This is a genomic window from Shewanella glacialipiscicola (assembly GCF_023283485.1).
Taxonomy (GTDB): domain Bacteria; phylum Pseudomonadota; class Gammaproteobacteria; order Enterobacterales; family Shewanellaceae; genus Shewanella; species Shewanella glacialipiscicola.
On sequence record NZ_JAKILU010000001.1, the window covers coordinates 230,934 to 244,851 of the forward strand.

Genomic DNA, 13,918 nt, shown 5'->3' on the forward strand with positions numbered 1-13,918 from the left:
TGTAAATAGCTATCTAAATCAATATTAAAAGCAGCATAGTAAACTAAAATGGCATTGCCATGACCAACGTCACCAGATCGGGACGCCATTCATATTCAGACAAGCTAATTTTGCCACAGTTCACTGTTACCCCATCCATTCTTAATAATTCCATTTGTTGCTGAAAAGCATGTGAGTTTTTTTCAAAAGAAATTTTACCTTGGCTATTAAGCACTCTATGCCAAGGAAGTGATAAATGCTCTGGTGCCGATTTTAACGCTTTAGACACATAACGTGCTCGACCTGGTAAACCCGCATAATCGGCAATTTTGCCATAACTGCTGACTTTACCCTGTGGGATCATCGCCACGATATGCCATATTTTCGCCATGGGTGATAGCGTGGTTGTTTTTGTCTGTTCACTCGCAATATCTTTTTCATCTTGTTGAAGATATGCATACAGTGGTGATTTGTCTTTTGGAAACGATGCCATCAAATAGCAGCCTCAAGTTAAATAATATGTGGCACTCACTGAATTTCATTCCACAGCGGTAGCAGTAGTTTACCGGTAATAAGGAAATATTAGGTAAAGTAAAGGATTCATCAGCCTGTTAATGGTACAAAATCCTTAAGGTTTTATCGTTAATTCCGATTACCGATGAAATATTTAACCTATTATTGGCTTAAATATTGTGTAAACGGTCAAATAGTCCATAATAGCGCCAATTTTTTTGACTCGATGAGAGAAGATAACCGGCATGGCTGTACTCGATATTCTAACAATCCCCGATGAACGCCTTAAACGTAAAGCGCAACCTGTAAAAGATATTGAATCTGTTCAGGGATTTATCGATGACTTAATCGAAACCATGTACCACACCGAAGATGGTATCGGTTTAGCGGCAACACAAGTTGGCAGTACCGATGCGATTATCGTGATCGATTTATCTGATGAGCGTGACCAACCTCAAGTGCTAATCAACCCGGAAATCGTCGAAAAGTCTGGTGAGTTTATCGGTGAAGAAGGTTGTTTATCTATCCCCGGTTATCGCGCTAAGGTGACTCGTTTTGAAAAAATCAAAGTGATCGCCTTAGACAGAACGGGCAAGGCTATTGAAATTGAAACTGATGAGTTTTTAGCTATTGTATTGCAACATGAAATTGATCATTTGCATGGCAAAGTGTTTATCGAACATTTATCTATGCTAAAGCAACAAATCGCACTTAAAAAAGTCCGTAAATACGCCTAAGTTTGTTGTATAAAGCGTATAGTATCTCTTGATTAGCCGCATTTTACGATGCGGCTTTTTTGTATCTACAGGTTCGTTTCTCTTATCTTTTTTTACGCTGGTAAAAGGTTCAAAGATGTCATCTATAAAATTCGCAGGTAAAAAAGCGATCCACTTGGATCGCTTTTTTTATCGCTTTAACCTCCACACAACGCTAGCGTACTTGCGTATTAGGGCCTGACCTCCTATGATCCTCCGGTTTTATAATCCATGGTGACCATTTAAATGTTGAACTCTCCGCTTTCTGCCAGCTCGAACGAATTAGTGATCAGTATCTTAACTATGGTGCTGAGCCAAGGGAAACCCTTAGATCGGGCCTATTCTCAGCATTTTTCTGGATTGCAATTGGTGCCCGCCGAACAGGCGCGTATCGCATTAACGACAGGAGATATCCTTCGTCGCTTAAATCTTTACTGCTATCTGGCGGAAATTAGCCCAGATGAGATGGAACGTTTTGGTTCTAAATTGCTTAATGCGTGGCATTTATTCCACGGGCTTGAACTGCCTAAAATGCAATATTCGCTGCAAGTCGATGAGGCACGTTTAGCCGATCGTGTCGAGCAAGCGAAAACTAAGCCGGTATTATGGGACGGTTGTCCCGAATGGCTTGATACTATGGGCCGTGAGCAATTAGGCGATGCTTGGGAAAAAGAACGTGCAGCCTTAAGCACAGCACCGAAACGTTTTTTACGCGCAAATGGTCTTAAAGTCACTCGTGATGAGTTAGCGGCAAAACTTGCCGCTGAGTTTGTCAGCACGCTTAGCGTTGACGGAGTCGATTCTGCCCTTGAAGTGACCTCAGATTCCGCTTTGTTTCGTACACAAAGCTTTAAAGACGGTTTATTCGAGCAGCAAGATGCAGGCTCGCAGCGCGTAGCGGCGGCGCTCGATGCCAAACCCGGGATGAAAGTGATTGATGCTTGCGCGGGTGCGGGGGGTAAAACCTTGCATATTGCGGCGCAAATGCAGGGCAAAGGCCGCCTGTTGGCGATGGATGTGGAGCAATGGAAACTCGATAAACTCAAAGAGCGTGCTCGACGTAATGGCGCACACAATGTTGAAACACGCGTTATCGCCAGCAGTAAAACCATTAAACGCTTAAAACTGAGTGCAGACAGAGTATTACTCGATGTTCCATGTTCAGGTTTAGGGGTGTTGAAGCGTAACCCCGATGCGAAATGGCGCGATACCGTTGAACGTTTACCAGTATTAATGGCGCTGCAACAACATATTTTGAGCAGCTACAGCCGCATGGTTAAAGTTGGCGGTATTGTCGTGTATGCCACCTGTTCTATCTTCCCCTGCGAGAATCGTGGTCAAGTAGATGCCTTTTTAGCTGAAAATCCTAATTTCCGTTTAATTGAAGATGAAAGTATTAGCCCAGCCGATAGTGGTTTTGATGGGTTTTACATTGCAAAACTGGAACGCATTCAAGAATAAGGTTTTACCGTTAAGGTAAGTCGCCTGAGTAAATTTAAATGCTGAGCGGGTGTTAGCACTTACTGAATTAGTCATCCAAATAATTAGAGCGCCTAGGGCGCTCTAATTGTTTTAGCTGTTATTGAATTGGTATTAAGCGTTAGTTTTTAACTGGCCGTTAATCACTAGGCTCAAGTATTCAGTAAAGTCATGCCCGTGATTCTGTAGCATTTTGGGGAACATCGAAATCGGCGTAGAACCTGGAAAGGTATTGATTTCATTTAGCAGAATCTCGTTATCAGCGGTTAAGAAAAAGTCGATACGCGACAGATGACGCAGTTTCATGCCTTTAAATGCCTTAATCGCATAGGCACGAATTTGCTCGCTGATCTCAACTGAAACGTTTTGTGCCACAACATCGGTCCGTGCTTTGCTGTTTTTGGCGTACTTTTCATCGAAGGTGTAAAAGTTATTGGTATCACAAATGATTTCACCCGGCACGGTTGCCACTACTTCACCGTTGTACTCGTATACCGCCACTTCTAACTCGCGAGCTTTAATCGTTTTTTCAACTATCACATAGGGTGCATAACCAAACGCATCTTTAAGTACGGCGGCAACATTATCGCGGTCATCGACTTTGTAACAACCTACAGAGGACCCCTGTGAAGCCGCTTTAACAAAGATGGATCCCCATTGCGCTAATGCCGCTTGAGTTTGCTCAATCGCCGCATCATCAAACTGATTCAAGAAAATATACGGTGTATTGGGAATACCTAAGGCTGAGAACCACATTTTAGCGGTGATCTTGTTGAAGCAGTTGCTACTGGCTTCGGATTCGCAGCCAAAATAGGGCAGTTGGATCAGGTTAAAATAAGATTGAATGTCGCCGGTTTCGCCAGGGTAACCATGAATGCAAGGAATGACGTAATCGACTGGCCACGGCGCTTTACTTTGATCACGGAAGCGAATTTCACGGCTATTGGTTAATTCACAGTCATCACCTGCGACGGTGCGGTACTGGCCTAATTTATCCAGCTCGACGCGTAATACACAAAACTTCTCGGACTTTGCCAATGAGGTTTCAAAATAATTGGCCGACATTAATGAAATATCGTGTTCGGCACTTCCGCCACCGCACAGCAAAAGTAGATTGATCTTAGACATTATGATTCCTCAAGTGAGCAAAGTCGGATGACATCGGCCAGTGGCAATATGAATATCATCCAATAGTACAGCCGCTGACATCTTAGTTTTCTTGCCCCTATGAGCGCAAGGCTTTGGTGCCTTGGCGCTATTAAGTGGCGAATTTTAGCGCATCCCCGTTGGGTTTAACCCGCAGAGCTGGTTTGTGAATTGCCCAACCAGAGTCTATCAGCAAGGCCTGATGCCCGTTGAGTCACTTGGCTGCTGGCGTGTTCGAACACTTGCTGGGTACCTAAGCAGGTAAAGTGGGTTTTAGCGCGGGTGATGGCGGTGTAGACCAACTCTTTAGTCAACAGTTGCCACTGGGCTAAGCTTGGACTTGGCGGTAGCACTAAAGCAACGCGGCTGAATTCGCTACCTTGGCTTTTGTGTACTGTCATGGCGTAACAGGTTTCATGGCTAGGTAAACGGGCGGGTAAAACTTTTAACAGGCTGCCATCGGCCTTGATAAAATGTGCCATTAAACGTTCGGGTTTATCTTCGTCCTGTAAAATCAGTCCGATATCGCCATTAAATAGGCCTAGGTTATAGTCATTGCTTTGGATGATGATGGGCCTGCCTAGGTAAAACTCCTGCAGCGGTTTGATCAGCTTGGCATTGGCAAGTGCCTGAGTCACATATTGATTGATACCTTCGACCCCATAATCGCCTGAGCGCATGGCGCATAAAATACGGTACTGGTTGAAGCGTTCTATGATGTCAGCGGTACTTGGACGAGTGCCTAAATCACTGTTATCTACAGAGTGGTTCAATGCGCGAAGATAGTCGCCATATTGGTTGCAGGCTTGTTCGAGCAATAAGTTAAGCCCTGCGTTATTGGCAGGTTCGCTCACTTTCGCTTGGGTTTGGCTTACGAGCATGCTGTGTTCTAGCCAGCTTAATTCCGCTGGGCCTTGTTGCCATACCTGTAAAATAGCTTGAATATCAGCGCGATTGACGGCGCTGGCAAGCAGTCCAATACCTGCATCGCCTTTAAATCTGTGACTGTGCATCAACATACACAAGCTATCGCCAAGTTTAGGGACATCACTGATATAAGGCGTTAATTCAAAACCCGTTAAGGCGCACAGGCGCTCAGCTTGCTCTTTGGAGTAGCGCATTTGCCACTGAGGACTCTTATTTAACTCATTGTTGTTTAGAAAATTATTGTTTGGAATAGGGTTATTGGGATCTGCTGGTATTTTAAGACCTGCACAAATATCGGCGAGCACAGCACCGGCTTCTACCGAGGCGAGTTGGTCTTGATCGCCAAGCAAAATCAAACCGGCGTGCTCAGGTAGTGCGCTCAGTAGTTTATACATCATGGGCAAATCGACCATGGAAGCTTCATCGACGATTAACAAGTCGAGTCGTAGCGGATTGCCTTGATGGTGACGAAAGTGCGCTGAATTTGGGATCACCCCGAGCAGTCTGTGTAAGGTTGATGCCTCCTCTGGAATACGCCCTAACGCCGTTAGAAAGTCTTGGTTATTGGCACCAACATCAGCATGGGCGTTGAGTTCCTTTGCCAGACGGGCTTTTGAGGCCTTAATTGATTCGCTTAAGCGGGCTGCGGCTTTTCCCGTGGGTGCCACTAAGCGTATTTCCTGCATAGATTCCATTTGCAGCAACAATAAAAGCTTAGTCACAGTGGTGGTTTTACCTGTACCTGGGCCGCCAGTGATCACCGACAGTTTTTTGCCTAGCGCTGTGGCGGTAGCCACTTTTTGCCAGTCGATAATCGCGGCGTTTTCATTGTTAATAAGTTCATGATTAACGAGTGCATTGGTAGGGAATAATTGATCTAAACGTGACCTCAACTTAGCATCTTTAATTTGATCTTGAGCGTGAGTATCTGCTGATACGTGCTCAGATACGGCGCCAGATAAACGGATTAATGAGGCGGCCACTGAGGTTTCAAATTGATGGTAACGTTGCAAATAGAGCCTGCCATTGTCAAAAATAAGTGGTTTATTGCTACCCGCGATTCCAACTGCATCAAAGCTTTGCAAGCTCTGTGTTAGCGCCTCTAGACTTAAGCTGATTTTACAATGGCTAGTTTGCTCGGCCATGGGATTAAGCGGCACTATATGGGCTAACACGAGGCAGCTGTGCTGTGAAGATAATTGCTGGCTTAACAGCGCACACAACAAAATAAACAGGGGGTGCTGGCCATCACTGGGATGCAACTGACTCATCTCGAGCGCAAAGTGTCTATCCAGTGGCGTGAGCAGTCGTTCCTGCTCCCACAGCTTTAATAGTTCTGGCAAGACTGCACTAAGCTGGATTGCACCATGGTCTATCCATTTCGCTGCGGTGAGTGAATGTGCATTTAGCCGTTGAGTTGAGCGCATTATGCTATGACTCCTGCATCAGTTTTGCGGGGTAATTTGCTGTGAAATAAATTGTTATTAAAAAGCGCGTCGAGTGCGAGGATAAGCGCTTTGGCAGGTTTATCGTAATAAATACCATAGCCGGGATATTGCGCCGACATGCCCCGTAAAAATAAGTAATAACAACCGCCGATATGGCTGTCGTAGTCATAACTTGGCAGGCGCAAACTTAAATATCGGTGCAGCGCCAATGAGTAAAGGATGTATTGTAAATCGTATCTGTGGTCGGTGATTGCGCTTTGCAGCGCGCTCTGATGATAGGCATTGATATTGTCGCCCAAATGATTCGATTTATAATCGGCGATGTAATATTGACCTTGATATTCAAAGGTTAAGTCGATAAAACCCTTGAGCATGCCCTTAAGTTCATCAAACTTAAGTGTCGACTCATAGCCAAACTGCTGCAGTAGCGTATTGAGCTCAGTATCCTTAAGCTCGCTTAAAGGTAAATAAAATTCCATTTCGACTAAGGTATCTTGCGGTGATAACTTGGCTAAGTACAGATCTGGATGTTCAGGTTTGGCCGGCTTTAAATTGCTCTCGTAATCAATCGCATAGTCATTCGCTGAAGATGTTGCAGCATTGCTCTGAAATGCGGGTGTTGGCGGCATTGCGGATGGCATTAGCCCAAGTGGTGCATGCAGTATATCCAAATACCAAGTATGTAATACCGCTTGCCACTCGGGGAGGATTCCATATTGCAGCATGGCTTTGGGTAATTGCAGCGGTAAGTCGATTTCTGCTTTGGTAAAATCAATCTCTTCTAACACTAAGTGCATAAAGCTACCGGCATTGGCGCCGCGTTCAAAGTTAAAGCGATTGAGCATACCATCCTGTTGGGGGCTATCTGTGGTTGAAATTTGGACTGTGTCTAGCACACTCAATGCTTCATCATCCGCACCAGGCGCAGCTTTACCATGGCTGGTATTTTTAACTAGACCTGAATAACTGCCAACTCGCCACGGCGTATTGTATTGGCGAGTTAAGGTTTTCGCGCATAACACTTGCGCGCTATCTTGACTTGAGGGCAATGGGCGCTCGTCTATGTTATCGGGTACCTTATCAAGGCTAATGGCATCTACACTTTGGGCGAGTTGCTGGGCTGCTTTGCAGATACGGGCAAAATCACATTCTGAGTCGCCTATATTTAATAGATAGCCGATAGCGGTTTCATGCAGCTGGCTTTTAAGGCCATTTTTAAGCTGACGACTGTGGTTAGCAATATACAAGTAACATAAATATACAGGGCGAGTGAGCGCAACATACAAGAGGCGCAAATCTTCGGCCAAGGTTTCCTGTTTTGCTTGCTCCCAACCCTCATCCGTACCTTCGATATCCCACACTAACTCTTGCTCACCAGCATCGTTGATTCTGTGATACAGCATAGGCGTTGGGCGGCGGCGATTGTCACGGGCTAGGCTGACAAAGGGCACAAAACATACGGGATACTCAAGGCCCTTACTCTTATGGATAGTAACGATTTGTACTAGATTCTGCTCGCTTTCGAGGCGCAGCTGCTGCTCATCGGTGCCAGTATTATCAATCAGTTGTTGCTCATACCAATTGAGTAGGGCGCTAATGCCATCAAGCTCGGTGGCTTTTTGCTGTAATAGCTCGGCAAGGTGGCGAAAATCCGTCAAACGACGTTCGCCGTTAGTGGCGTCTTGTTCTTGAATATCAGTACTTGTGGTGTGCAGTAAACGGTCAATCAGCTTAGTACTATTGGCAAGGCTGAGTAGTGCGGGCATGATGCCGCGTTTTTGCCACACTTGGTGCAAGTTAAAAAACTGTTCTAACAGCAGTTGTCGCTGCTCTTCATCTTGGTTAAAGGCATGAATTTGCTCAGCGCTATAGCCTAATAATGCTGTGGCTAGGGCGCTGCGCAGTGCTCGCTCATCCTTTGGGTTAGCTAGAGAGCGTAAAATTAACGCCATTTCCCGCGCTTCTAGGGTATCAAATACACTGTCGCGACTTAAAAACACCGCGCCTATGTGACGTTTACTCAATGCAGTTTTCATCACCGCGGCTTCGTTACGATCACGCACTAGGATGGCGATGTCTTTAGCAACCAAAGGCCCTTTCGGGCTGTGGCACTCGCCATTGGCTGCATCTGTAAGTAAGCGAGTGATTTCTGCCGCCGCATCTTCGGCCAATATGTGTCTAGCAGTGGTCTTGTTGAGGCCGTTATCTTCACTTTCACTCAAGAGTCTTAATCTTAAGGCGGCGGGATTAGCGGTTTTTTCAGTGAGAGTCTTATCTTTAGCACTGCTGGGCGTTTTCACGCTATCAAAGGGGATCGACTGGCTGATAAAAGGATCGGGATGCTGGCTAAATAGATGGTTGACCCCAGCCACCATGTTGGCGCTTGAGCGGTAGTTAGTATCCAGATGATAGTGGGCCTGCGTATGATTACGCGCCTCAATATAGGTATGAATATCAGCGCCGCGAAAGGCATAAATGGCTTGTTTAGGATCGCCAATCATCAATAGACTGAGTTTGTTTTCAGTATCGTCTTTATCTTGTTGCTCAAATGGGTAACGGCCTTGGTAAATATCAGAGAAAATAGCAAATTGCAGCGGATCGGTATCTTGGAACTCATCAATAAGCGCAACCGGGAAACGCGCCGCCACGGCTTTGGGCAAGGTTTCATTGTTGGCATTTAGCGCGCTTGCTAAGGTCGTGAGTAAATCATCGGGTGTTAGCACGTTCTTTTGCTGTTTTTGCTCGCTAAAACGCTCGCTGATCCTGAGTTTAGCGCTATATAAAAATGCCGGTTTAATCGCAGCTATCAATGTAGCTAGCTGCTCCATATGATCCATCAGCGGCGCTTCACTTACGCTTGGGATCACGCCGCCCTTGTTGAGTTTTAACTCAGACAAGGACAAGGCGGCTAACTCTTTCAGTGGCGGCAGCCCATAACCGAAGGCAAGCCAGTTATCCAGCTCATCGAACATGGCGGCGAGTTTGGGGTATTGATCAGTTGCTTTACCAAAACGGGTACCATTTAGCGGTAAACTGTGCAGTAGTTCCAATAAGTCATCGCGGCCCCGCGGCCAGACTAATTTAAAACGCTCGACACTCTGGCGCAGTGACAGGGCTAAGACATCAAACTTAAGCGCAGCTTTAAGCGGCTTTGCTTGACTGGCACCAAGGAGCGGCCGCAACTGTTTGACTAAACCATCGGGCTCGCCAAATTCCTTGGCAATAATTTGCGCTAAGTAATCGGGCAGCGGATAACAGGCCTCACGCCAAAAATCCCGCACCGCATGGTGCAAAAATTCGCTATCGTCTAAGGTAAAGTCCGATTCGAACAGCAAAGATGACTCAAAGGCGAGATCCGATAAAATACGCTGACAAAAACCGTGGATGGTGAAAATCGCCGCTTCATCGAGGGACTTAAGGGCGAGATCGAATCGCCGCAGGGCAATGGCGCGATCACGCTCAGGGGTGTTGTCATACAATGCCTGCACAAAGGGATCGGCAATCGTTAGTCCTAAAAAGCATTTAAAGGCGACTTGAATACGGCGACGAATACGATCCCGTAACTCTTCGGTAGCCGCATTAGTGAAGGTTACTACGAGAATTTGTTCGCAGGTCAGCGGCGCTGCTATACCATCGCCAAGTAATAAACGTAAATAAAGGCCTGAAATGGTATAGGTTTTACCTGTGCCAGCACTGGCCTCAATAAGACGGTTACCGCCAAAGGGCAACGTGAGTGGGTTAAGTGCCTGTGCGCCTGCACTTAATTCTTGTGTGTTCAATGGTATCAGCTCGCTCATGTAGGTTCTCCCTGCGCGCTATCGCGGCTTAAATGTGCGGCAGTTGCTTGGCCTTGGCTCATGCCATCGTTAAGCGCAAATTCCTCAAGCTGAGCCAGCGTGTCTTTGTGATATAAACTTACCATAGGGCGATAGATGTGCTCGGCTAATACGCCAAAGCTTTCCTCAGAGAAATCCCGCGGAAAACTGAATACTCGCTGGTAATGAGGTTCATTCCCTTCTCCAAAAGCAGCTTCACCTAATTGACTTTGCTCATCTAGCCATTCAGGTAGTGCTTGCTGTAAGCGGTCATCGTGCTCGCCCTCGCTGCTGACATAGGCCAAAGAGGTGCGCGGCATAAAACACAGCGGGTATTGCTGACCTTGGTAAAACAGTACCAATAAATCGGCGAGTAACGTATGGGCGCGCTCAGCGGTGATTGGCGCTAGGGCGTGGAAATGCCCCATGTCGAGTAGATAGCTTGCATGTGTGTGTCCCATCGCCATTAAGCACAGGTGGCGAAGGTACAACCTCAGTACGTCGCGGCCATGGGCGCTACCGGGACGATAATTCACTAATCCCTTAGGGCTAATATCATCGATACGACCTTGCAGTAGTACTTTGTAAGATTTATCCGGCGTGATGGGCAAGTCAAAGGCGAGGTTAATATCGGCGTGGCTGCTGGCCTGTTCACCCTTGAGGAACAAAGTTCTGCCAATCAAAGGCTTAATATCGTGCTGATATTGGCGTAGCAGTAAATCATCGAAGGGCTGCATCGGCAAACTGCCGCTGGCTTTGAGGCGTTTAATCAGCTCGATATCGGGCTCAGTTGTCCCTTTACCTATGGCATCGTCGAGTAACTGAGCTTGCAACATATAGCGTTCTAAGGCATTTAAGCTAAAAGGCTCGTCATTATCGTCGGCCTGAATATTAAGGCTAAGGTCGACTTTTAAGGTTCGGTTGAAAAAATACTGCGCCGGATTTCGAAAGAAACGGATTAAGGCAGACACGTCCACTTGCTTGCTTTGCTGTGGTTCGTGCTGTGAAGCGGCCTGTGCATTTGTCTCTAATATTGAATCTTGCTCATCAGTTTCGAGCAGGATGCGGGTGTGCGCGTCGATAAAGCGGCCCGAATTTACGCCTGCTTTATCGGCATTAGGCGGACACCATTGCTGGCTGTAACTTTGGCCTACGCCTGATTTATTGCCTGAGCCATTTTCATCACCACCTTCACGCTTAGCTTGATACAACTTAGGATCGAAGGGTTGCAGTGGCTGGTGGCTAACAATCGCTTTATAAAGTGCTTTTTCGGCATCCTCTGGATCTATAGGGCTTGAAGCATTTTGCGATTGAGCCAATAGCGTTTCAGGCAGATAACACAGCTGGCAATATTCTATTAGTTCAGAAACCAGCATAGAGGCGATACGCTCAGAGTTATCCCGTTCGCTACGACCGATATAGCTGATATACAGTTGCTCACGCGCCGATAGTAACGCCTCTAAAAACAAATATCTGTCATCGAGGCGGCGGGAGCGATCGCCCCTGCGGGCACCAAAGTGCGCCATGAGATCAAAACCGACAGGATGTTGAACCCTAGGATACACCCCATCGTTCATGCCGAGTAAACACACGACCTTAAAGGGGATAGATCGCATTGGCATTAAGGTACAAAAGTTCACGCTACCGGCAAGATAACGCTGGCCGACCCGGGATTCAGTTAAGCGTTGATTAAACCATTGCTGCAGCACTTCAATGCTGAGGCTCAGTCCGCTTATGCGCTCTTGAGTTAACGTCTCTAACGGACTTACATCTAAAGAAAAACCCAACAGTGAGGCATCTAATGGCTTTACCGCCGAGAGCAGCTCTTTCTCTAGGGCGGCAATGGCATCGCGGATTTCTTGTAACTGTTCGCGCTCGTCTTCATCTGTGTCGTAAAAAGCATCTAGCAGTTCAGTTAATTCACTTAAGCGCAGTGCGCCAATTTGCTGCAGTGCGAGTATTTGCGCCGTTTCATCGAGCACTTCAATAAAGTTAAGTAATTTACCTAACGCCTGTGCTGATTGGCCTTCGATACCGGTTACCACTAATTGGTCTTGATACAGCGGCGCATCATCACTTAAGGCATAGCCTAAAATCAGTCTTTTAATACCAAACGCCCAGGAGTTTTGCTCAAATGCCGGCACGCCTTGTTTAAGGCGGCTTTGTTCATCACGGCCCCAGCGTACACCAGCCTCATCTAACCAACGGCGGATCAGTTGCAACTCATCGTCATCGAGTTGGAAACGGCGCAAAATGGCGGGCACTTCGAGTATGCTCAAAATGTCGGTTAGGCCAAAACGGCTCTGATTAATACCCAGTAAATTTAAAAAACTATTGATGAGCGGAGATTCCTGCGCTGCGCCGCGGTCGGCAATGGCGTAGGGAATGTAATGCAGTCCTTGCTTTGCTGAAAAGACGGCATCGATATAGGGCGCATAGGCGGCGACATCGGGCATCATCACCACGATATCTTTGGGAGTTAGGTCTGCATGGTTGCTGAGTAACTCAAGCAAGTGATCGTGCAGGGTTTCGACTTCCCGCAGTGGGCTGTGACAACTCTTAACGCGAATGGACTCATCGTCGCGTTTAAATAAACGTCTGTTCTCAACATTCTGATAAAGCTCGGCATCTGGCCCTAGCACTCGGTCTAAGGTTTGCATCTCTAAAATATCGTATTGCACCCCGTGGAGCATGCTGGCTTGATTCATGGGATCGTTAGGGTCGTCACAGGGCTCACAATAAACATCATCACCAAAATCGCAGTGTTCGGTGGGGAGTTCAAGCAGCATATCGAGTAATTCACGGCCCATTTTACCGTTATTAGCCAGTAGCGGATTGCCCACTTCGAGTTTATCTTCCCACAGTTCGGCTAATTGGCGTTTACCCGCATATTGCACCGCCATACGGGCACGATTACGGGGGTCGATAATGTCGCCCCAATAATGCTGACACGGACTTAAACCCAGCACTATCACATCGATACGGCTTGCCAGATGATAAAGCACCTCGAGGGTTTGCGGCGCCATAGATGAAATGCCAAACACAAATAAACGTTGCGGCAATTTGGCGAGTGACGTGTCGGGATTATTCAGCGCGGCAATCAAGTCACTGTGCAGGTTAGCCCTATGGTAATGGTTTTGATTAAGCTCATCACGGTTAAAGGCAATAAGCGCGCGCCATAGAATAGGTTGCCAGCGTTGATCGTCATTCAGCGATTTTGAGAGTGATTCTGGATGCTCATTTTGCTCCCACGCTAAAATCCAATCGGGGCGATAGACTAAGTATTGGTCGAAAATGTCGGCGATGCGGCCACAGAGTTGGTACAGCTTAATATCATCCGCCGTCATGTTGCTAGTGTTGAGGCGCTCACTCGTATCAGCGGTATTTTCGTTAGAAACATTATTGTCTAGCGTATTACCTAGGTAGTGTCTTAATGGCCCAAAGGCATCATCTTGCAACATGCGCGGTAAGAGTTGCATCAGCTTCCACGTCATTGCCGCCTTAGTGAAGGCGTTATCCTTAGGCACATTGGGCAATAAGTCGTGGCACAACTGCCAAGTAAAGCTCGATGGTAGTGGAAACGCTAATGCGGCGGCAATACCATTTTGTTTGGCGATTTCAAGGCGTAGCCAAGTCGACATGCCGGGGCTCTGCACCAGAATATGCTCGTTACTCAGTAGACGTGCAAAAGCAAGGGGTTGGGTCAGGTAAGCGGCTAAATGGGCGCAGAGCACTTCCATCTGATTGGACTGGATTAACTTAAGCATGTGCAACTCGGCATGGTGACAGTAAAACAATTCTATGTGTTTGATTTATAAGATTCAACACTATTGCTGCATCTATGAAATTTACCCGT

7 protein-coding genes are annotated in these 13,918 nt (G+C 46.8%); 2 read left to right on the forward strand and 5 right to left on the reverse strand.

The window, feature by feature from the left end; translation table 11 throughout:
* Positions 1–43: 43 nt before the first annotated feature.
* On the reverse strand, positions 44–472 hold the full coding sequence (locus tag L2717_RS00945; protein WP_220773276.1) for an MGMT family protein: 429 nt from the start codon (positions 470–472) through the stop codon (positions 44–46).
* Positions 473–737: 265 nt separating this feature from the next.
* Between L2717_RS00945 and def the strand changes: the two genes are divergently transcribed.
* Both def and L2717_RS00955 read left to right on the forward strand, forming a co-directional pair.
* Positions 738–1,229 (forward strand): peptide deformylase, encoded by a 492-nt coding sequence (gene def, locus L2717_RS00950; RefSeq protein ID WP_220773277.1) that lies wholly within the window; start codon positions 738–740, stop codon positions 1,227–1,229.
* Between the two features lie 264 nt (positions 1,230–1,493).
* Positions 1,494–2,708 carry an RsmB/NOP family class I SAM-dependent RNA methyltransferase gene (locus L2717_RS00955; protein ID WP_220773278.1) on the forward strand — a complete coding sequence of 405 codons (1,215 nt, stop codon included), beginning with the start codon at positions 1,494–1,496 and terminating at the stop codon, positions 2,706–2,708.
* Positions 2,709–2,840: 132 nt separating this feature from the next.
* Here L2717_RS00955 and L2717_RS00960 read toward each other — a convergent pair whose 3' ends face one another.
* From L2717_RS00960 to recC, 4 genes are all read right to left on the reverse strand, one after another.
* Positions 2,841–3,854, reverse strand: coding sequence for a D-alanine--D-alanine ligase (locus tag L2717_RS00960; protein ID WP_220773279.1), 1,014 nt, complete (start codon positions 3,852–3,854; stop codon positions 2,841–2,843).
* A 164-nt stretch (positions 3,855–4,018) separates the two neighbouring features.
* Complete coding sequence (recD, locus tag L2717_RS00965; protein WP_220773286.1) at positions 4,019–6,229, reverse strand: exodeoxyribonuclease V subunit alpha; 2,211 nt, start codon at positions 6,227–6,229, stop codon at positions 4,019–4,021.
* Positions 6,226–10,044: an exodeoxyribonuclease V subunit beta gene (gene recB, locus L2717_RS00970; protein WP_220773280.1), complete on the reverse strand. Its 3,819-nt coding sequence runs from the start codon at positions 10,042–10,044 to the stop codon at positions 6,226–6,228. Before recB ends, recD begins: the two co-directional genes overlap by 4 nt.
* Positions 10,041–13,829 (reverse strand): exodeoxyribonuclease V subunit gamma, encoded by a 3,789-nt coding sequence (gene recC / locus L2717_RS00975; RefSeq protein WP_220773281.1) that lies wholly within the window; start codon positions 13,827–13,829, stop codon positions 10,041–10,043. Before recC ends, recB begins: the two co-directional genes overlap by 4 nt.
* Between the last annotated feature and the right edge of the window lie 89 nt (positions 13,830–13,918).

Coding starts and splice junctions, on each gene's coding strand:
- recC (WP_220773281.1), bottom strand. CDS start 13,829: ATGCTTAAGTTAATCCAGTCCAATCAGATGGAAGTGCTCTGCGCCCAT.
- L2717_RS00955 (WP_220773278.1), top strand. CDS start 1,494: ATGTTGAACTCTCCGCTTTCTGCCAGCTCGAACGAATTAGTGATCAGT.
- def (WP_220773277.1), top strand. CDS start 738: ATGGCTGTACTCGATATTCTAACAATCCCCGATGAACGCCTTAAACGT.
- L2717_RS00945 (WP_220773276.1), bottom strand. CDS start 472: ATGGCATCGTTTCCAAAAGACAAATCACCACTGTATGCATATCTTCAA.
- recB (WP_220773280.1), bottom strand. CDS start 10,044: ATGAGCGAGCTGATACCATTGAACACACAAGAATTAAGTGCAGGCGCA.
- L2717_RS00960 (WP_220773279.1), bottom strand. CDS start 3,854: ATGTCTAAGATCAATCTACTTTTGCTGTGCGGTGGCGGAAGTGCCGAA.